The organism is Bradyrhizobium sp. 186, assembly GCF_023101685.1.
Lineage (GTDB): Bacteria > Pseudomonadota > Alphaproteobacteria > Rhizobiales > Xanthobacteraceae > Bradyrhizobium.
In genome coordinates, this window is the sequence record NZ_CP082164.1 from 3762128 (window position 1) to 3781684 (window position 19557).

At 60.6% G+C, this 19557-nt stretch carries 15 protein-coding genes and 2 pseudogenes; 10 read left to right on the forward strand and 7 right to left on the reverse strand.

Annotated elements, in window-relative coordinates; genetic code table 11:
- Positions 1 to 16: 16 nt before the first annotated feature.
- Positions 17 to 61: pseudogene (locus tag IVB18_RS51480) on the reverse strand (hypothetical protein); the annotation flags it as partial.
- 433 nt (positions 62 to 494) lie between these two features.
- Here IVB18_RS51480 and IVB18_RS17865 point away from each other — a divergent pair.
- Positions 495 to 713: a hypothetical protein gene (locus tag IVB18_RS17865; protein WP_247990336.1), complete on the forward strand. Its 219-nt coding sequence runs from the start codon at positions 495 to 497 to the stop codon at positions 711 to 713.
- Positions 714 to 731: 18 nt separating this feature from the next.
- Here IVB18_RS17865 and IVB18_RS17870 read toward each other — a convergent pair whose 3' ends face one another.
- Positions 732 to 1181, reverse strand: a complete 450-nt coding sequence (locus tag IVB18_RS17870; RefSeq protein ID WP_247990337.1) for a YbhB/YbcL family Raf kinase inhibitor-like protein — start codon at positions 1179 to 1181, stop codon at positions 732 to 734.
- A 208-nt stretch (positions 1182 to 1389) separates the two neighbouring features.
- Here IVB18_RS17870 and IVB18_RS17875 point away from each other — a divergent pair, with 208 nt between their 5' ends.
- The 6 genes from IVB18_RS17875 (at position 1390) to IVB18_RS17900 (ending at position 8217) form a co-directional block, all read left to right on the forward strand.
- Complete coding sequence (locus tag IVB18_RS17875; RefSeq protein ID WP_247983724.1) at positions 1390 to 3114, forward strand: IS1634 family transposase; 1725 nt, start codon at positions 1390 to 1392, stop codon at positions 3112 to 3114.
- A gap of 310 nt (positions 3115 to 3424) precedes the next feature.
- Positions 3425 to 4432 (forward strand): MBL fold metallo-hydrolase, encoded by a 1008-nt coding sequence (locus tag IVB18_RS17880; RefSeq protein WP_256476954.1) that lies wholly within the window; start codon positions 3425 to 3427, stop codon positions 4430 to 4432.
- Positions 4433 to 4545: 113 nt separating this feature from the next.
- Complete coding sequence (locus tag IVB18_RS17885) at positions 4546 to 5694, forward strand: CapA family protein (RefSeq protein ID WP_247990339.1); 1149 nt, start codon at positions 4546 to 4548, stop codon at positions 5692 to 5694.
- 242 nt (positions 5695 to 5936) lie between these two features.
- Positions 5937 to 6689, forward strand: coding sequence for a cupin domain-containing protein (locus IVB18_RS17890; RefSeq protein WP_247990340.1), 753 nt, complete (start codon positions 5937 to 5939; stop codon positions 6687 to 6689).
- A gap of 61 nt (positions 6690 to 6750) precedes the next feature.
- The gene (locus IVB18_RS17895) at positions 6751 to 7623 is read left to right on the forward strand and encodes a complex I NDUFA9 subunit family protein (protein WP_247990341.1); all 873 of its coding nucleotides are present in this window, start codon (positions 6751 to 6753) and stop codon (positions 7621 to 7623) included.
- Between the two features lie 399 nt (positions 7624 to 8022).
- On the forward strand, positions 8023 to 8217 hold the full coding sequence (locus tag IVB18_RS17900) for a hypothetical protein (RefSeq protein WP_247990342.1): 195 nt from the start codon (positions 8023 to 8025) through the stop codon (positions 8215 to 8217).
- Positions 8218 to 8436: 219 nt separating this feature from the next.
- Here the strand turns inward: IVB18_RS17900 and IVB18_RS17905 are convergent, their stop codons facing one another.
- Positions 8437 to 9387 (reverse strand): hypothetical protein, encoded by a 951-nt coding sequence (locus IVB18_RS17905; protein WP_247990343.1) that lies wholly within the window; start codon positions 9385 to 9387, stop codon positions 8437 to 8439.
- A gap of 1115 nt (positions 9388 to 10502) precedes the next feature.
- Here IVB18_RS17905 and IVB18_RS17910 point away from each other — a divergent pair.
- The gene (locus tag IVB18_RS17910; RefSeq protein ID WP_247990344.1) at positions 10503 to 11078 is read left to right on the forward strand and encodes a lytic transglycosylase domain-containing protein; all 576 of its coding nucleotides are present in this window, start codon (positions 10503 to 10505) and stop codon (positions 11076 to 11078) included.
- A gap of 153 nt (positions 11079 to 11231) precedes the next feature.
- Here IVB18_RS17910 and IVB18_RS17915 read toward each other — a convergent pair whose 3' ends face one another.
- The 3 genes from IVB18_RS17915 to IVB18_RS17925 all read right to left on the reverse strand — a co-directional run bounded on the left by IVB18_RS17915 (position 11232) and on the right by IVB18_RS17925 (position 13983).
- Positions 11232 to 11768 (reverse strand): hypothetical protein, encoded by a 537-nt coding sequence (locus IVB18_RS17915; RefSeq protein ID WP_247990345.1) that lies wholly within the window; start codon positions 11766 to 11768, stop codon positions 11232 to 11234.
- 169 nt (positions 11769 to 11937) lie between these two features.
- Positions 11938 to 12960, reverse strand: a complete 1023-nt coding sequence (locus IVB18_RS17920; RefSeq protein ID WP_247990346.1) for an alpha/beta fold hydrolase — start codon at positions 12958 to 12960, stop codon at positions 11938 to 11940.
- Between the two features lie 234 nt (positions 12961 to 13194).
- The gene (locus tag IVB18_RS17925) at positions 13195 to 13983 is read right to left on the reverse strand and encodes an integrase core domain-containing protein (RefSeq protein ID WP_247990347.1); all 789 of its coding nucleotides are present in this window, start codon (positions 13981 to 13983) and stop codon (positions 13195 to 13197) included.
- Between the two features lie 91 nt (positions 13984 to 14074).
- Between IVB18_RS17925 and IVB18_RS17930 the strand changes: the two genes are divergently transcribed.
- A complete protein-coding gene (locus IVB18_RS17930) occupies positions 14075 to 14797 on the forward strand; it encodes a hypothetical protein (protein WP_247990348.1) in 723 nt (240 codons plus the stop codon).
- 352 nt (positions 14798 to 15149) lie between these two features.
- Here the strand turns inward: IVB18_RS17930 and IVB18_RS17935 are convergent.
- Positions 15150 to 15434: pseudogene (locus IVB18_RS17935) on the reverse strand (ABC transporter substrate-binding protein); the annotation flags it as partial.
- A 1831-nt stretch (positions 15435 to 17265) separates the two neighbouring features.
- Between IVB18_RS17935 and IVB18_RS17940 the strand changes: the two are divergent.
- Complete coding sequence (locus IVB18_RS17940; protein WP_247990349.1) at positions 17266 to 19515, forward strand: ABC transporter substrate-binding protein; 2250 nt, start codon at positions 17266 to 17268, stop codon at positions 19513 to 19515.
- The last annotated feature ends 42 nt before the right edge of the window (positions 19516 to 19557 follow it).

Below are 19557 nucleotides of genomic sequence, written 5' to 3' on the forward strand. Positions count from 1 at the left end.
CACGCCAGATAAGCGCGCCATTGTCGCGATAGGAGGGCAACAGCACGTCTTCTTCCCGCATTGCGCGATGCCGACCGACACCGCCTCCTGCCCGAGCGAAACCGCATAGGTCCCGAGCCGGCCGGTGCGCTGCAACGCGACAGCCTTTCTGTCAAAAAGCCGCAGGAGCACCATGGCCCGATAAAGCCCGACGAGCAGCTTGGCATCGGTGGCGAACGCAGGGAGCGGCCGGTCTATAGAGCCGTCTGACGCGAGGTAATTGCGGCGGCGCACCTCGAAGTGCGCGATCACCGGGAGCCCTTCGTTTGCCACCCGTTTGCTGGCCACGGTCTCGCTCCGGGAACGATTTCGCCCCCCAGAGTTCACTTGGTGCTGGTGCCGCGACGTTGCAATACCGTGGCGAGTCGCCTCGGCGCGCAGGGGGCACTGCCGCACTGCGGTTATGGGGCTCCATGCGACATGGAAGCGGCACTGCCACGGTGGTATATCAAACCATGGCGAATGGTCAGGTTGTCCTGGTAACAACTGAACCGCGAGGTGGCGGCACAGCCCTTCGCTCGGTCTATTTCGTGGCCGAGGGAGATCCTGCCAAGGCCGAAGCAATTGTCGCAGCGATCATGGCCCCGAATGAGAGCGTCGAAGCGTTGGGGACGCTTCCCGAAGCCGCTGTCAAAGCGCTCGGATTGAAACCCGGTGACTTCACGCACGGGTGAGCGGCACTTCTCCCGGTACTATCTCTCATACCAACCAACGAGGGTCGCCTCCGCGATGGCGTACTTGCGTGCCGCTCGCTCGACCTCAGGGCAGGACGCATTGGTCTTTGCCGAAAGATGGTCGGTCGAGAGCGCGAGTAGCCGGAAGTGGTAGTGGTGAGGTCCATGGCCATGGGGCGGACACGGGCCGCCATACCCCATTTTGCGAAAATCGTTGACCGCCTGCTTGATGTTCTTGTTCTGCGCGGCACCGAGAGCAAGTTCCGTGACTGCCGACGGAAGATCGTAGGCCGCCCAGTGGTGCCATGTGCCGGCAGGTGCATCGGGATCGTCGCAGAGCAGGACAAAACTCCGCGTTCCCCCCGGCGCGTCCGACCATTGCAAAGGTGGCGAGAGGTTTTCTCCATCGCAGGTGAAGCGCCGTGGAACTGCTGCTCCGTCAGCGAACGCGCTTGAAACGAGCTTCATGGCTCTCTCCATCGGGCTGCGGGAGACATTGGCTCGGGCTTGACGAGTTCCTCAGAGACGGGCTCGACCTCACTAGACCGAACTTCCCCTCGGGATTTTTGTTAGAGCGTTGAGAGGATTTGAGAAGTTTGGATCGGGCTGATTTTGTAGGCATGTAAATGATGATTTTTGGCTTGCGAATGGCAGGTTTCCGTGATTCGATTCCGGCATGTTCGTCGCCCGCATTCCCAACCGCAACTCACCGCCCGCGATCCTGTTGCGCGAGAGCTATCGCGAGGGCGACAAGATCAAGTCGCGCACGCTGGCCAACCTGTCGCATTGGCCGGATGAGAAGATCGATGCGCTGCGCCGCGTCCTGAAAGGCGAGGAGCTGGTCTCGCCGGCCGAGCAACTGCGGATCGAGCGCTCGCTGCCGCACGGCCACGTGGCCGCGGTGCTCGGCATGGCGCGCCAGCTCGGACTGCATCGCCTTGTCCCGGACAAGCCCAGACGGTTGGCCAGGCTGGCTTTGGCCTTGATCGTGGCACGGGTGATCGAACCGGCCGCCAAGCTGGCCACGGCGCGCCAGCTCAGCGAGGCGACGGCGGCGCATTCGCTGGGCGAACTGCTCGATCTCAGCGCCGTCGACGAGGACGAGCTTTACGAAGCGCTCGACCTGCTCGGCACGGCCCAACCGGGGATCGAGGCGACGCTCGCCAAGCGCCATCTGCATGACGGCTCGCTGGTGCTCTACGATCTCACCTCCAGCTATCTGGAGGGGCGACATTGCGAATTGGCGCGGCATGGTTACAGCCGCGACGGTCGTTCCGACAAGCTGCAGATCGTGTTCGGCTTGCTGTGCGCCGCCGACGGCTGCCCGGTGGCGGTGGAGGTGTTCGAAGGTAACACCGCCGACCCGAGCACGCTGGCCGCGCAAGTCGACAAACTGAAGGCCCGCTTCAAGCTGTCGCGTGTGGTACTGGTCGGCGATCGCGGCATGATCACCAGCGCCCGTATCGAAGCCGATCTGATGCCGGCCGGGCTCGATTGGATCACCGCTCTGCGGGCGCCGGCGATCCGCAAGCTCGCCGAGGACGGCGGCCCGCTGCAATTGTCGCTGTTCGACGATCGCGATATGGCCGAGATCACGTCCCCCGACTTCCCCGGCGAGCGCCTGATCGTGTGCCGCAACCCGGATCTGGCCGACGAGCGTCGGCGCAAGCGCGGCGAGTTGCTGGCGGCGACCGAGAAGGATCTCGCCCGCGTCAAGGCCGCCGTGCAGCGTCAGCGCAACCCCTTGCGCGGCGAGGATGAGATCGGTCTGAAGGTCGGCGCCGTGCTGGGCAAGCGTAAGATGGCCAAGCACTTCCACCTCGCCATCACCGACACTTCGTTCGACTTCAGTCGGATCGAGGATGCCATCGCCAACGAAGCGTCGCTCGACGGCTTCTATGTGCTACGGACCAACGTGCCGGCCGAGAACCTCGACACCGCCGCCACGGTGCGTGCCTACAAGAGCCTGGCCCAGGTCGAACGCGCCTTCCGCACCATCAAGACCGTCGAACTGGAGGTGCGCCCGATCCACCATCGCCTCGCTGGCCGCGTGCGCGCCCACGTCTTCCTCTGCATGCTCGCTTATTACATCGTCTGGCACATGCGCCGCGCGCTGGCCCCGATCCTGTTCGACGATCACGACCGCGAGGCCGCCGACGCCGCGCGCGTCTCGCCCGTCGCCAAGGCCAGAGTCTCGGCCGCGGCCAGAACCAAGGCTAATCGCAAGCACACCCACGATGGCCGGCCCGTGCACAGCTTTCGAACGCTGTTGCAGGATCTCGCCACGCTCACACGCAACATCGTTCGCATCGGTCAGGACGCCCCGGCCGCTATGCTCACAAGTCCAACCCCACTACAACAAGACGTCTTCAATCGGCTCGGCATTCCTATCGCCCCATAATGTAGGCAGACGCGCCGTCACGCCCGCTGGAATTACACGCCAGCTCAAATGCTTACGTCGCTACTCAAGGGGAAGTTCGGACTAGATCGGCTGCGCTGAGGATGAGGTTCGCAGACGACATCGCCCGCGAGCGCGATCGGATCGCGGCGGTATAGCTTGATTTTGCCCAGCGCGGAATCAGTAATGTCTGCTCAAATCGGGAATTCGTTGGGCATGCCCAAACTCAACCCGGTGTAAAAGGGTATCCTTGGGCAGTGGAGGCAGAGTGACGCCCGAAATGCGTGAAAAACCCGCTGCAGAATAGACTGCCATGCGCCCCATCTTCAATCCGAGCCTTGTCAACGGTCGCTGCGGAGACCCGACGGTCTATGTGGAGACGCTGTTCGAAAAGCACAGTCTGCTGTTCGATGTCGGAGAAATCGCCTCACTGTCAGCGCGGAAGATACGACGCGTCGACCAAATCTTCGTCTCGCATGCGCATATCGACCATTTCGTTGGCTTTGATCATCTGCTCCGTTTGCTCGTGGGACACGAGAAAACAGTACAGCTTTACGGCCCGGCCGGCTTCGCCGAGCGCGTCTTTCACAAACTTCAGGCCTATCGGTGGAATCTGGTCGAAAATTATCCTTGCGATCTCGTTTTCGCTGTGAGCGAACTCGAAACGCAGAATTCCATGTCTACCACGCGGTTCCGGCTGAGGCGGGCCTTTGCCGCGGAGCCGTTAGTCTCACGCAAAACCCTTGCTGGCGTCCTCTGCGACGAACCGACACATCGCGTGTCAGCCGCGATCCTCGAACACGGCACGCCCTGCCTTGCTTTTGCGCTGCGCGAGGCGGCGCATGTGAACATCTGGAAGAACCGATTGTCGGAGCATGGGCTTCCCGTTGGTCCGTGGTTGCGCTCGCTCAAGCAGGCCGTTGTCGAGCGTCGCGCGGACGATCATTTGATCCGTATCGACGGATCGGCGACCTCGGACGATCGTCTTGTCCCGCTTGGCAGCCTGCGTGATCTCCTGACGGTCACTGTCGGCCAGAAAATTGCCTATGTTACCGATGTCGCCGACACGCCGGCCAATCGTGCCGCCATCACAGCGCTCGTTCAGAATGCGGACATTCTCTTCATCGAGGCGGCATTTGCGGAGGCCGACGTCGCATTGGCGAGGAACCGGGCCCATCTTACAACCATGGCTGCAGGAGAAATTGCGCGCCAAGCCAATGTGCGCCGCGTCGAGCCGTTTCACTTCTCTCCGCGCTATGCGGGAGACGAGGTGCGGATGCTGGCCGAGGTGATGACGGCGTTCAGAGGATCTCACGCCTGACGCGAAGACTAGTGTCCAATATCACTTCTAGTGCGGTGGATTTGACATTCGCCATGACTGCTTCGCTGAGCCAAGGTAGCGAATGTCAAATCCACCGCACCAGGCGGTAATTGATGGCCGAGGAACGACATCTGGCGGCTGGGCATCGGAAATCGGTGCGGCTCTTTCTATGCGGAGATGTCATGTGCGGCCGCGGCATCGACCAGGTGCTGGCGCATCCCTGCAGCTCCGAGATTTACGAACGCCACGTGCGAACGGCGGAGACTTACGTGCTGCTCGCCGGGCAGGCGAACGGGCCCATTTCGCGGCGCAACGGGTCGTCCTACGTTTGGGGCGCTGCACTGGACCAATTGGAGCGCATGCAGCCGGACGCGCGGATCATCAATCTCGAAACGGCTGTGACCCGCAGCAATGACCGGGCGAACAAGGGCATCAACTACCGCGTGAGCCCCGAGAATGCAGAATGTCTCGTGGCTGCCAAGATCGACTGCTGTGTATTGGCCAACAACCATGTGCTCGATTGGGGCCGCGCCGGCCTGCTGGAGACGCTGACTGTTCTGCAGAAACTCAACGTCAAAGCGACGGGCGCAGGACGCAACGATCACGAAGCGCGCGCACCTGCAGTGTTGAACCTTGCCAAAGCAAGGCTCCTGATCTTCTCGTTCGGATCGACATCGAGCGGCATCCCGTTCGGGTGGGCTGCGACGCCCGACGCTCCGGGCGTCAACTTGCTGCCTGACCTATGCGAGGTAAGCGCGTTGCAGGTCGCCAACCAGGTCATGGCACTCAGGAGGCCGGGCGATCTCATCGTCGTTTCGATCCATTGGGGATCCAACTGGGGATATCACATTCCGGACGAGCAGAAGGTCTTTGCACGGGCGCTCATCGATCAGGCGGGCGTGTCGATCGTTCACGGGCATTCTTCGCATCATCCGAGAGCAATCGAAATCTATCGAGATCGTCTCATTCTCTATGGCTGCGGTGATTTTCTGAACGACTATGAAGGGATCCGTAGTTACGAGCGCTACCGTGACGACCTGGCGTTGATGTATTTCGCCGACCTGGATCCGGCCAACGGAAACCTCCATGCGCTCAAACTGGTTCCCCTGCAGATCAAGAAATTTCGTCTCTCCATTCCATCGCGGCAGGACATTGAATGGATCCGGAATACACTGGATGGGGAATGTCAGCAGTTCGGAACAAGAGTCATTTTTGATGCCGAACGGCAGCTTGCACTTGTCGGGCAGAGGGCGACGACTTAACCCTCGTCAGCCTCCCCGGTACCGCTTTTGGCAGACACTCTTGAAAAACTCGAAAATCGAGCGAACGCTAAGATCTCGCAATTCTAAGGCAGCAGCTATCCTAGACTCGGAGAACCTCTCTAGAGCCGATACCAGGATCGCCGGCTGGAATGGCGCGGTAGCCGCTCGAAGCTGCCAGCCATTCCAAGAGGTACTGCGAGAGCGTATGGTGGTCCGATTACCCGCTGAACCTGGAGGCAGTCATGCAGTTCAGGACAACCGGACTACTGTTGCTCGGCGCGATGGCGCTTCCCGTCTCCGGGACCGCACAAACCGCGCCCGCTCCACCGGCAATTACACGAACGGTGGTCGCTGCAACCAAACTGCCGACCGTCACGGACGTGCCGCTGCATTTCAAAGCGGTGAGCATCACCCTTCAAGCGGACGAGAAGTGCGGCGTCTCGGCGGCCGACGGCATCCTCTACCAGCTATCAGGATCGACCGAGGTCGCGCTCGATGGCGAGGCTAAAATGCTCAACGCCGGCGAGGGGCTATTCATCGCTGGCGGAAAAGCCGCGGCGCTAACGGCGGGCGGCGGAGAGCCATCTACTTTCCTCCATTTTTTCCTTGCTCCCGCTTTGGATTTGGGTCGGCCTGTCGAGACGGCACCTGCCGCCGTGATAGAGCTATATCGGACCGCGACTCCAATCCCCGACCTGCAGCCAGGGGGTTATGATCTCAATCTCACGCGAGTTACATTTCCGGCGCGGATGCCCTCCAACCCGCCGCACCATCGCTCAGGAGCGGCTCTGTACTATATTATTTCCGGCACCGGAGCGAACACGATCGACGGCAAGACGGAAGCAAGGGGACCAGGTTCCTTGATCTATGAACCGTACGCGCTCGTGCACCGATGGGGAAACCCGGGCAACGAGCCGTTGGTATTTTTGGCCTTCAACATCAATCCGGAAGGTGTGGCAGCTGTGCTTCCGGGCGGACCGGAAAAGAAACAATAGCTGACGGCGGGCCGCCCACAGCATCCGGACGGCCGTTCGCATGAATTGGCGAATCTTAATCATGGTGGCAACGAACGATCGCACCGTCACCGTGTTCGGCGGAACCGGTTTTCTCGGCCGCCGCATCGTTCGGCATCTGCGCTCTCACGGATTTCCTGTTCGGGCCGTGTCAAGGCATCCGGACCGGGGGCACAGACTGTTTGGTCCCGATGATCCGCAGCTTCAATCAGTGTGGGCCAACATTCACGACGAGCGGTCAGTCGCGGATGCGCTTGCCGCCGCCTGTGGCGTTGTAAACGCGGTTAGCCTTTACGCCGAGCGCGGACAGGAGACTTTTCATTCCGTTCACGTCGAGTCTGCGCAACGGGTCGCGGCTCAAGCACGTCGTGCCGGTGTTGATCGGCTCATTCACATTTCAGGAATTGGCGCCGATGCCGGCTCACGATCGCGCTACATCCGAAAACGCGGCGAAGGCGAACTGGCGGTCCGGTCCGCCTTCGGCGATGCACTTTTCGTCCGCCCGGCAGTGATGCTCGGACCAGACGATGCGTTTCTCACTACCATCCTTGAGCTCCTCCGCCGACTTCCGATCTATCCGATGTTTGGGCGCAGCCTGACCAGATTGCAGCCGGCCCATGTGGAGGATGTTGCGGAGGCAATTGGCCGGGTCATGCGGCAAGCGGAGATGCCTTCAACAATCTTCGAGTTCGGTGGCCCGCGCGTCTACTCTTACGAGGAGTTTCTTGGAGCCGTTGCGCGCCAGGCTGGACTTGCGCCCCGACTGGTTCCAATCCCGTTTGCCGCCTGGAATGCACTCGCGTGGGTCTCCGAAATGTTCCCAAGCCCGCTCCTCACGCGCAATCAAGTGGAACTGATGCAAATCGACACCGTGTCATCGCCGGATTTGCCTGGATTTGCCGAACTTGGGATTTAGCCGCAGTCGGTCGAGGCGATACTCCAGAAGATGCTGTCGAATTGCGGGTGAAGGAGGCTACTCGGTTAATCCGTTCAACGGCTGACGGTTCAGCGCGACATCCGCCCGCATTCAGCCACTGGATGTCCGAGAGGGATCAAATGCGCCGTTTTGAGCCCAGGCCGGCCACTTCCGTTGATCCCTGATGAGCAGATGAGCCGGCATGTCTCAAACCTGCACAAAGGCGGAAGTGATCCCGACTCGCGGCGTCGCGAAACGGCGATTGTGCAACACATCGAGAATGGCTCTGTTAAGCCGCTTCCTTGCTTAAGGGGAGTGGCCGCCGCGCCGGCCCCTCCCCATTTTGGCTGCGGGGGGCGGGGGGACGAGCACGTCCTCGTGTGCCATCGGAGACGGGCAATGACCATAAGAACCTTTTGCACGCTTGCCGCCGCCATCTTTGCCCTGATCGCGCTTCTGCAGTTGATCCGGATTGTGATGGGGTGGTCCGTCACCTTGAATGGCGTCGATGTGCCGTTCTGGGCGAGCTGGATTGCCGTCACCGTGGCGAGCGCGTTGAGCTTCGTCGGCTTCCGCGCCGCGATGCGCAGCTAAAGGCTGGCAGAGCCCGCCCGGGCCGATCTGTCGCCGGCGGCGCCCGCGTTGATTCCGCCATTCGGAGGTTCGATCCCTCCCGCCCCAGCCAACTGATATTGCTCGTCAAATCGCCGTCACCGTTGCTCCATTTGGAAAGAGCGGATCCAGCTGTCCGTTTTGAAGAGAGATCGGGCAGCGGCGGCAGCACGGTGAGGCCGTTGGCGATTGATGATCAACTCAGCGTTCGCAGCTTGCTGCTGTTTGATGATGGACGCCTGAGGCTTGCCGTTCCTTCGCTTCGTAGTATTCAGCTGAGAACTTAATTGACCATCGCGCGAAGAACGAACGCAATTCCTGAGTGGGCTTCTCGACGCGGAAATGTTTTGCGACATGCGCCTCGCGCAACCACCTCACCGCCGATGTGAGGCCGGCGGTGTGCTCGAGCCTCTCAACCGCCGCGATTCCGGCGATCTCTGCCTGCCGATAGCGAAGGCCGACTTTTCTGATCACATACACGCGCTTGATGATTTCGTAGCCCTTGAAGACGAGCTGAACGAGTGGATGTTTTTTGGCCTGCGGCCAGGCTGCCGGATAGACCGGTAGCACCAAAAGCTTGCTCTTCGCGATGACCGTTGCGAGCGGATGCAAGAGTTGCATCCAGGCTGGCCAGGACGTGACCTTGGCAAGCAATATCGCGTGCATCGCCGTTGCAGCTCCGAAAGAGATCGGCAGCCAAAGTACCGCGCACAGGATCACGAGCAATGCGGTGTTCGGCGTGAGATGCCGGCATTTTCTGAACACCCATGCCATGCCGTCTTCAAAGGCATTGTGTACGGCTTGCTCGAACGCCCGATAGTTAATCTTCCGCCGGAACCACAACCAGTTCCGACGAATCGATCTACTCCACTGTCGACGCTTCGCCTCGGATAGGGGAAGGAAGCGCACCGCGCCGTCTATGACAGTAACGATGACATCGCCGAGAACCTTGGCCGCGAAGAGCGGAAGCCAGACCATCTGCATTGCCAAAGGGAAGGCGTAGTCAAGCATCCGCATCAAGATCGAAAGAACGAAACGCAGGATTTTGTTTGTGGCGAGCGTGATAACAACAAGTGGGATGATAATCACATCGTCGAGGGCACCGCGGAAGCGGCTTTCCTCGGTCCATGCCGGGTGACGACCATCGGTCACTGTGCAACGTCCGGGCTGAATGCCTGCTCAAATTAGCATATTGCAAGCTCAAGGGGGGCCTTAGGTACCAGTCGTTGGGCGCCAGCGAGCACTCCGCAAAAAGGGGCAAGACGCGACCTCGCGGGAAGGGCAGCTATTGGCGCGAAGCGGAAATTGGAGCTGAAGACGAGGTCGCCTAAGGGGTATTTTGGCCGATTCCGGCGTCTCCGCCGCAGGTCCGGTTCCAGGATGATTCCGGACACGCCGGTTCGAGACTGATGATGCCGCAACGGTCTTTGCTCAAGCAGGCCAGTTCGCATGACCCGCGTTAACCCTGTCTCTGATCTTGTCCCCGTAACCGCGCCGGCTGGTTCACTTCTGCCGCTAAGCCGCCTTACTGGACGTTTGCAATTGATCTCCGATTTTCGGGAGCTTATTTCCGGCAGGCTTTGAACGAGGCTTCTCGTTCGGAAAGCGTGAAATCAGATGAGAGCCGCTCTCATCCTTGTTGGCTTCGGTACACTCGCGGTGATGGAGCTTGAGACATCGCCGCGCATGACAAAGCCTGTGAACGAGCCGCCCGTTCAGGCGACCGTCGGGTTACGCGCCTCACACGATACGCTGACGACGGCAGACCGGCTCGATACCCCGCACATGCAATTTGAAGCGCCTCCGCGGCCGGTTTCCTCGAGCGAACCGATGCCTTCGCCGGATCAAACAGCGACTGATGCGCAAGAGCCTTTGCAGATCATCGAGCCACACAAGCGCACCGCAAGCGGGGGAAAATCCGCGGTCATGCTGCCCAGACCTCGGCCCGGGCAGGGAACTTCCAAGGCAATTGCGAATGCCAAGCGCGCCAAACCGGTCGCGGAGGTCAAGCCCTGCCGGTCAGGTGTCTTCGATGGCCTATTCAAAGCATTGAACCTGTCAACGGGATGTCAGACCTAGCCCCACGATTCTTCTGCATCGGAGAGATGGCCGACGGCAACCCGCGGCTCCTCGCGCATGCGTCAGGGCAAACAAGCCGTGCCGACGAAATCCGGTCGCCTCGCCCGGACGAGCGCGGGTCGGTTGTCGCCGCGCGGAACTGGCTGTCGGCGGAGTCCATTACGCTCGCTCTTGGAATGGCGCTAGGCTTGGCTTTCGTCGCAGGTTTCGTCCTGTTTCGCGACGCTCATTTGAAGGGGAAATCGATCGACAAGACGACCGCCAAGGCATTGGTCGAGCGCATCATCATAGCCGAGTCCAATGGTGACCCGAATGCCAGGAACAAGCGGTCGAGCGCGACCGGCGCCGCCCAGTATCTCGATGACACGTGGCGCGAAGCCGTTCGAAGGCACCGACGCGATCTGATCCAGGGCCGCAGCGACAAGGAAGTGTTGGACTTGCGGCGAGATGCCGAGCTTGCGCGAGAGATCGCCACACGGTTGGTCGAGGAGTATGCCGCGATGCTGAACAGGCGCGGTCTGCCGATCACGCCCGGTTCTCTCTATCTGGCCCATTTCGCGGGACCGGCAGGCGCCGTGGCGCTCTTGTCCGGCGCAGAAAGTGCCGATGCTGCGTCCCTTATGGCCGCCGCTGACGTGACGGGTCGGACCACACGCGAAAAGCTGGTCAACGCCAATCCGTTCCTCAAGATGCTGACGGTCGGCGATATCAAGAGCTGGGCCGATCGCAAGATGGCAGTAGGAATTTCGGCGGGGCGCTCGTGAAGGCCACGCTGCATGCGTTTGTGGCTCCGGCGTTTGATAGAGTACCGCAGTTCCGGGGCAATAAGGCGATACGCCGGCGCGCCAGCATCTCCTACGTGACTGAACAGTTCAGCAGCACAATTGGCGACCCACGAAGCGCGCCCTTGATATCGGTCAGCCAGCTCGCGAGCGGACAATCCGCGCGTCATGCGGGCCTGGTTCGCGTCGCGCGTCTCGGGATCGGTAAAAAACCGCACGCCACACGTTTCCGGCCCGAACAACTACCCTTTTTGCCGCCTTCCAAACTGCGAGAGATTCGACCATGTCCATCATGGCTCGCCAATACCGATATCCCCACGCGAAGGCCGGGATCGACAGCAGCTTTTCCTTGTTCAACTGAAATAGCCGTTCCACGACGGTAAGCTTCAGGACTTCCGCTGCAATAAAAATGACCGCGCCTGCGAAGAAATGCCCGGTCCCGATCAAATAGCCGCTCAACGGTTTGGCCGGCTCGAGGATGAGCACCGGCACCGCAAAAAGGGCAAGCGAAGGATATGGCGGCAAGGAAGTGATCCAGAGCCGTACGCGCTCAAGCAGCCTCTGTCTGGCAATCCATGCTGTGATCGGCCGCGTGACATAGGAAAAGATGCCGTCGATGATGAAGTAGACGAGCGCGATCACGAAAATCGGTGAGTACCAAACGCGGTTCATGATGCCTCCGCCGTATCAAAGCGGGCGCCAAGGATGTGTTCCCGGAAACCGGCTGGGGAAACTTGGGAACCGGGAACAAGTCCCGTGCATGGGAGCACCGTGATGAAGCCACCGAACGCGACATCGCGGCCAGCAGAAACTCCGCGATATCGTTTCCGCCACGCCGGACTCACGCGGCCACCGCATCAATTGAGTGGCGTATCACCTGGCGCACCTCCGCATTCGACAGGAATAGGTCGTGGTTGATAACGCCCCAGCCCGCCTCGGAAGCATCGACCACGCGCACCCCGAGCCCTTCGATGGCGGTCTTCTCGGCAGCGCCGACCCGTGTCATCCCACCAGCGATTTGCCCCGACAACGCCAGCGCGCGGTCGTTCGTCGCGGCGATGACGGTGATCTTGCGCGAAAGCGGACCGATGCGGTTGATCGACGACGAGAACACGTCCATGTCGATGTCCGGCGCGGCGAACACCACGGCCCCGATCTTACCCGCAACGGTGTCACCATATCGCGCATAGAGCTGGCGCAGGCTTTCGAGCGTCAGCATGGTGCCCATGCTGTGCGCGACGATGTGGACGCGGCCGGCGCTTGAGCTCGCCACGACAGACTGGAGCACGCGTTCGAAGCCATCGCGGGACCACATTGCGCTGTCGCGGTCATAGGCGTAGTCGAACAGTCCAGCCTTCGAGGGCCAGGAGAATACCATCGTCTGGCCGCGGAACCTGATGCCATCGGAGAGATGCGCGGCATCGAGCGCCGCTGTCTCGAACGTCTGTTTGAAGCCGTGCACGTAGATCAGGACGTCTGGTCCGCCGTCGGCCTGCGCGACAAAACTGCTGACCTCGCCCGACATCGGCTCGACCCCATCAAGACGCCAATCGCCAAGCCCGGCTGCAGCCAGAGAAAAACGGCTGTCACCAGGCGGCACGAGCTTCGCTCGTGCGACGGTCATCGTAGAAGCCCGCTCCGGCCCGAACCACGGCTTCGCCCGGCCGCCGTTCACTGGCTTGCGCGTGGTTGCGACGAGCAATGTAGGGTCCACCGAGAGCGACGAAGCGTCGTAGCGTGCGCCGGTAGCACCCAAGCTGGCGCATCCGCCCAGCGCGACAACGCAGGCTGAGGACGCAAGCCCGCCAAGGAGTGCACGGCGAGACGCAATCACTTCGTGTTGCAGCAAAGGTCGGATGATCACGCAGAACCTTCAGGAACTGCCCCCTGGAGGAGCCCGCCCCCTGCACGTTCCTGAATGATGATGGCGGCGAGAAAAGGGCGGGTCGCCCCACGCCGCTTTTTCCAAATGCGGATTGAAATAGTTGAACAATCAAACTGATTTTGATTTCGCCATTCGAATGTCTGATCCGTTGCGGCCCAAATAGGGCGTAAGGCGCTGAGCTAATGGAAAGAAAACACCTGTGTGTACCGAAAACTAAACACGGGCGTAGTGGTGATGGAGACCGCCAAGGATCGGGGACGATTTGATGCTCCCGGTCCGTTGAACCGGGCGAGAGACCGGTGCATCTTTATCCAATGATCGATGCGTTCTGAGGTCGTTGTAATAGCGTGCGTAGGATCGCAGGATCCGGCGGAGATGGGCCTCGCCGAAAACGACCATGTGATCCAGGCAATCGCGGCGGATCGACCCGATCAGCCGTTCGGCAAAGCCATTCTGCCAAGGTGAACCCGGTGCGGTAGGCTTGTCCCGGATGCCCATGGCGCGCAATCGGCGCGTGACGACGCTGCCATAGATCCGGTCGCGATCTCGGATGAGGAAGTGCGGAGCCTCATCCCAGGGAAATGCCTCGGTGATCTGACGTGCAACCCATTCGGCCGTGGGATTTGCCGTGACGTTGATCCAGATGAGGTCTCTACGGTCTAGCCGGACGATGACAAAGGCATAGAGCAGGTCGAAACCGATCGTCGGGACCACGAAGAAATCCATGGCGGCAATCTCCGGCGCGTGGTTGCGCAGGAAGGTCCGCCATCCCTGGCTGGGCGGCTCCCGTCGTTTCACCATGTACTTGGCGACGCTCGGCTGCGCGACCTCGAACCCGAGCTTGAGCAGTTCGCCGTGAATGCGCGGCGCACCCCAAAGCGGATTTTCGACGCTGATCCGCCGGATCAACACGCGCAGCTCGGTGTTGATCCGCGGTCGGCCTCCTGACGACCGCGATTTCCAGCGCCAGTAGTGCCGAAAGCCGACCCTATGCCAACGCACGAGGGTCTCGGGCTTAATGATCGCGAGAACCTGCAGGATTGATGGAAACCAGCGATACAGCTGGATAAAGAACCAGCTGGCCTATCTCGTCATGGTCGCCCACCGGGAGGAACGGCGTGCCTTTGGTGGCGGTACTCGCGTTTTGGTGGCAGTGGTCGCGGAGACCCTGCTGGCGGCGCTGATCGCGCCATCAATGATGATCTTTCAGTCCACGGCGGTGGCAGAGATTCTGGTTGGTCGGGATGGAGGCTGGCAGGTTCAGCGGCGCAGCAACGGCGGCCTCACGCGGGACGAGATTTGCCGCAAGTTCACAGTCCCGACGCTGTGTGGGATCGTGATGGCGGTCAGTGCCTTCGCAACCTCCGTGCCGTTGCTGCTCTGGATGTCTCCGGTGATTATCGGTCTCGCGCTCGCCATTCCCATCGGAATCGTTACCTCGTCGCCAACGAGAATAGGACGGCTGTTTGCGACGCCGGAGGACAATCTCTCGCCTGAGGTATTGGTTAGGGCGAGGGAGCTTGCCTCGTCCGGCTTCACCGAGGCGCCCGCCGCGCTCGACGAGCTGCGACGGAACCCTGCGCTGTTGTGGCGACACATCGAATCGCTGCCGCCGCCGCGCCGAAAATCTGGCACGATCGATGTCGATCTCGCGATTGCCCGCGCCAAGATCGAGGACAGCGACAGCTTCGAGGAGCTGTTTGACGAGTTATCTGCGCGCGAGACCCTCGCGGTTCTGAAGAACCGCGTAGTTCTGCGGCAGGTGATGGAAATGACATCTCGTTCAGCGTTGGGCGCGGACCGCGCGCCTAGCTAGCGTGAGTCAGTCAATTTGCGCCAATGGGGCGGTCGAATGTCGGCGTGCGTCTTATCCCAACGATCGACGCGAGTGGATCCGTTCTTGTGACAAGGAAATGCATGCGTATGGACGATGCCACCGTAGTGCATGCGCAGATTTCGAGATCCCGGTCAGACGAAGCTATCGAGACGGGCTGCCATTCGGCGTAAAGAGCATGCATTGGTCCGTCTTCGACGACTGCGCAGGAAAGCAACTCTCCATCTTCGTTCGGTAATGGCGAAACGACGCTTTGCTTCTCGGTGCAACACTTGCTCGCCATCTACGACAGGGCGTCCCATTTGCCTAATTTCATGAAGAAGTGCAGCGCCGTACCACCTTCCCACCATCCGGGGAAATAGTGGTATTTGGCGACCTTGTAGAAGCCGAGCTTCTCGTCGTCGTAGGGCCCGACCCATTCGCTCGCATCGATAGTACCTTTTTCCAATGCCGGATAGATGTCTCCGCCCGCGATCTGCTGCGGGACCGTGCCTTGCTTGGAAAGCGTTTTGCCGGCCCAGCCGCCAATCCGCATTTTAAGCCCGCTGAGGTCTTCCAGGCTGTTGATCTCCTTCCGAAACCAACCGCCCATCTGAGTGCCGGCGTTGCCGCCCAACGGGCGCGCCTAAGCCGCGTCGCATGCGCCTGCAAGCCGGGTCAGGAGGGCACCAAGCTCTGCAACTATGGGCGCCTATGCGGAGTTTACTGGTTGACGGACGCGACGTGGGGCAGATCATGATCAGCGAGGGGCTTGCGGAGCGCTACGTGTGCAGCGCGGCGCGCTGTCCACCGCGCAGATCGTGGTGCGGCTAGCAACTATCGCTCGCGCTTGTCGGCTAATTCTCGCGCAGCTAAGCTCCAGCTCTCTGAGCTGCTCGACCAAAAGGTCCACGATCTCTTCATAGTCAGATCGTGTCATTGAGTGCACGCCGCGCAACGTCATCTGGTCTTGAAGAATGGTCGCCATCATGCTTTGACGCTCAAGGGCCGCCCTCGTCTGAAAAATTGGATCGTCATAAAATCAATCTGAAGTAGATGCTAAAGATGGGCGACACGCAACGGCAATGGCTTCACTTCGGGCTCCGTACAATTACGGGCGACGCTGGCTATGTTGCGCTACGAAGCACGCGTATTCGACATCGAAGCGCTTCGATCCGAATTCGGGTCCTTCGAAACAGTTCGTTAGCTTTCATGTGGCTAGCTGGGAGCGTGCCGATTACCGCCGATTGCGGCACATGGAATGGGAATGCCGGCCCCGGCTGTCCTCCCAACCTGCGGCTGGGGCCGTTTGAACTTGCGCTGCATCGTTCAACCCGGTCCACAACCATGTTTAGAGGCATTGCTATCGCGCTATTTGGGATGAGCATTCTCTCCCAGTTCGATCAGGCGTTCTTTTACGGCCGAAATACTGACGCGGCGTTCAGGCTTGTGCGGGAGATTAGCCGCGGTTTTGGGCTGTAGGTCAGCCGCGCTGCGCTCATTCTGGCGGGGCATACGAGGTCCCTCGACGGCTACTTCTTCAACAGTATTCCCATCGTTCGCGCCATTCGCCTCACTGATCCGGCGTGGCGGCCCAGCTTGGCAGCTATCTTCGATACGCCAGCTCCTGCCCGGGCCAGCTTGGACAATTGCTGGACCTCGCGGTCGGCCCATTGCTTTGGCTTTGGTGCTCTCATGAAGCGGCGCCTGCCACCACTTAACCAGTGCGCCTGGTTGCCGACACTTGGGAAATTTACGGGTTGTGCCTTTCCGCAATCACGAAGGTAACGCCCGATGCCGACGAACCACCACGAGGTCCAACCGGTGGCGGTGGCTGTAGCTGCTCGCGAGATGGCCGTGCGCGCGTCCTGATCTGTTGCGCGGTTGGGGGGCGGATCGGCGTAGGGATAGTTGGCGCGTGGGTGTGGGTAGGTCCGCTATCAAGGGTAGATCGGACCTGCCGTATGCGAGCGCCGGACCGCCGCTTTTGACCCAAACGCGACATTGGCGAGGCAGCATCTATCGGATGCAGAACACTTCAAATAACAGCCGTGGCGTCGCTTGCGACACTTTCGCCCCGCGACACATCGAACGACAGTGACGCACCCAAACCAGCCGTGGGGCGCGGCTCCTGGGGCAAGCCGTCCTGGTCATCCGTTCAAATCGAATGATCGGGACCGCGCCCTCAAAACGCCTCATCGGCTGCGCTTTACACGAGAACGAAAGCCGTTCCGAGCCATCCGGCGAATGCGGGCGGTGTCAGGCCGGGTATGTGAATGACCGAGGCCACGGCCGACGGCCCGGATTTTCGGGCACCACGCACTTTTCCTCCATCCGCTTTGAGTGGTCATAGATCGTGCCGGTGGCGATGGGGCGGGCTTGAAAAACGCTCTCAGCGGCGGCAATCTCGGCCCGACTGAGGCCTCGATCTGGAGAATCTCGGCTTATGCCGATCGATGCGAGGATCGACCATGAAGCAGCGGCTCATAATGTGGCCTGCCGTTGTTGCGGGCGTCGTCTTGGTGCTCGCTGTCGCCTGGGCCGCCATCCTCTGGACCCGCCCGGAGCCTATTCGCATTGCATTCGCCAATTCGCTCTCTGGCCCATCCGCCTCGGCCGGGACGGAAAGCCTGGTCGCGATGCAGCTTGCAATCGACGAGGTGAACGCCAAGGGTGGCGTCAACGGACGGCCGATTGAACTCGTTCTGTTCGACGACGCAAGCAATCCAGCCGTGGCGCGCGCGAATGCGCAGGCGATCGCCGACAGCCCATGCGTCGCTGTGCTCGGACATTATCTCAGCTCCGCGTCGCTCGCGGCAGCGCCGGCATATAAGGATGCGCGGATTCCGGCGCTCACGGGAAGCGCGGCCGCCGACGATCTGACATCCACCAATGATTACTATTTTCGCGCGCTGGCGCCGGTCTCAGCACAGGCGCGCTCGATCGCGGAACATCTGCGCGCCGTGATAAAGGAGCCAAAAGTCCGTCTCGTTCACACGCGCGATTCCTACGGCAAGAGTTTTGAGCGTGGATTTGCGGCGGCCTATCCGGCGGAGCAGTTGCGTGTGTTCGGACTGGACGTCGCAGTCGGTCAGATCGGATTGATGGATGGGCCGCTAGACGCTGCCGCGCAGGAGCCCGGACCCGGCGTTATCGTCGTCGGCGCGGCACCCGATTTTAGCGCAGACATCGTCAAGGCGCTGCGCCGCCACGGCATCAAGGGAACGATCATCGCATCCCAAGGCGCGGCCCGCGAAAGCTATTTGCAAAATTTCGCCAACGAGCCCGAGGAAAAAGCGCATCCGGGTTTCTTCAGCGAGAATCTGTATGCCGCTTCATCGTTGATGTTCGACAGTGCCGGCGTGGCGGCGCAGGCCTTTGCCGCCGACTACAAAGCGAAAGCGGGAACCTCGCCAAGCTGGGTTGCCGGCGGCGCGTATGACGCCGCGCGCCTGATGATCGATGCGCTGAAACGAGCTGCCGTACATCGCCGGTTTATGGGGCAGGGGATTCAGAAACGATCCGACAGCAAGGTTGCGGATCGCGACCGAGTGCGCGTCGCACTGGCCGCGATCGACAGTCCGAAATCGGCGGTCGTCGGACTAACGGGGCGGCTCTATTTCAACGCGAACCGCGACATTCCGCGCCCGATCCGAATGGGTTTCTTCCATTACGGTCGGTTCGTCACGGCGCCGCAGCAACTCGTGCGCATCGATCAGCCTGATGGAATCGATCTCACCGCGGAACAGGAGAAGGGCCATGTCATCGCGTTCGAGGATCGGCGCTACTGGATTCAGCGCGTCGTTTATACCGGCATCGACATCATTCGCGTCAGCCGGATCGACGTGAAGCAAAATTCGTTCAACGTCGACTTCTATCTCTGGATGCGGTTCGCTGGCGACGATGAGGCGCAGACGCACGTCGAATTCCCGGCATTGCTGGATCGCGGGGCGTTCGATCCAGCTCGGCCGATTCAGGCTGGACAGGAAGACGGCCTGAGCTACCGGCTCTATCGCATCAACGGCGATTTCAAGGCCCGTTTCGATCTCCATGATTATCCATTCGACACGCAGCAATTGCATCTACATTTCCAGAACACGGAACAGCGGCGGGAACTCATCACCTATGTCATCGATCGGTTCGGCTTGCGCCTCGCCGACGACGGAAGCTCGCGGGCCGAGGACGGGGCCTATTCCGGACTTCCGCTCTGGCGATTTCTCGGACTGAACTATTTCGTCGAATCCCTGTCCAGCGGATCGACGCTCGGAAAGGCGTCTTTGTTTGGTGCCGAGGCAAGGACGGAATTTGCAGGCTTCGATGCGGCCATCATGCTGCGCCGCAGCTCCGCCATCTACATGCTGAAGAACCTGCTGCCGCTGTTTCTGCTCGTGCTCGTCGTATTCGCGACGCTGTTCTTTCCCGAAACCATGTTTCGTGAACGGGTGACGATCCCAGTGACCTCGATCCTGGCGAGCGCGGTGCTGCTCGTAGCGGTGAACAGTCAGATCGGCGATGTCGGATACACGGTGGTGGTCGAAGAGATGTTCTACATCTTCTTCGTACTATGCCTGATGGCGATATTGGCGGGCTACCGACATGAAAAACTTCGGGACGCTGGCCGAAAGCGCGTCGCTGTTGTTTTGGATCACGTAGCGCAGGTCATTTATGCCGGGACGGTGCTCGCTATCATCGTCGTGCTCTACCGGCGTTATGCCGTGTGAGGCAAGCGTGGATACCTCGCCGGCCCGCCACACCTTCTTGAA

Bases quoted from the DNA above. Each gene is read 5' to 3' on its own strand.
- IVB18_RS17865 (WP_247990336.1), top strand. From the start codon at position 495: ATGGCGAATGGTCAGGTTGTCCTGGTAACAACTGAACCGCGAGGTGGC.
- IVB18_RS17870 (WP_247990337.1), bottom strand. From the start codon at position 1,181: ATGAAGCTCGTTTCAAGCGCGTTCGCTGACGGAGCAGCAGTTCCACGG.
- IVB18_RS17875 (WP_247983724.1), top strand. From the start codon at position 1,390: ATGTTCGTCGCCCGCATTCCCAACCGCAACTCACCGCCCGCGATCCTG.
- IVB18_RS17880 (WP_256476954.1), top strand. From the start codon at position 3,425: ATGCGCCCCATCTTCAATCCGAGCCTTGTCAACGGTCGCTGCGGAGAC.
- IVB18_RS17885 (WP_247990339.1), top strand. From the start codon at position 4,546: ATGGCCGAGGAACGACATCTGGCGGCTGGGCATCGGAAATCGGTGCGG.
- IVB18_RS17890 (WP_247990340.1), top strand. From the start codon at position 5,937: ATGCAGTTCAGGACAACCGGACTACTGTTGCTCGGCGCGATGGCGCTT.
- IVB18_RS17895 (WP_247990341.1), top strand. From the start codon at position 6,751: ATGGTGGCAACGAACGATCGCACCGTCACCGTGTTCGGCGGAACCGGT.
- IVB18_RS17900 (WP_247990342.1), top strand. From the start codon at position 8,023: ATGACCATAAGAACCTTTTGCACGCTTGCCGCCGCCATCTTTGCCCTG.
- IVB18_RS17915 (WP_247990345.1), bottom strand. From the start codon at position 11,768: ATGAACCGCGTTTGGTACTCACCGATTTTCGTGATCGCGCTCGTCTAC.
- IVB18_RS17930 (WP_247990348.1), top strand. From the start codon at position 14,075: ATGGTCGCCCACCGGGAGGAACGGCGTGCCTTTGGTGGCGGTACTCGC.
- IVB18_RS17940 (WP_247990349.1), top strand. From the start codon at position 17,266: ATGAAGCAGCGGCTCATAATGTGGCCTGCCGTTGTTGCGGGCGTCGTC.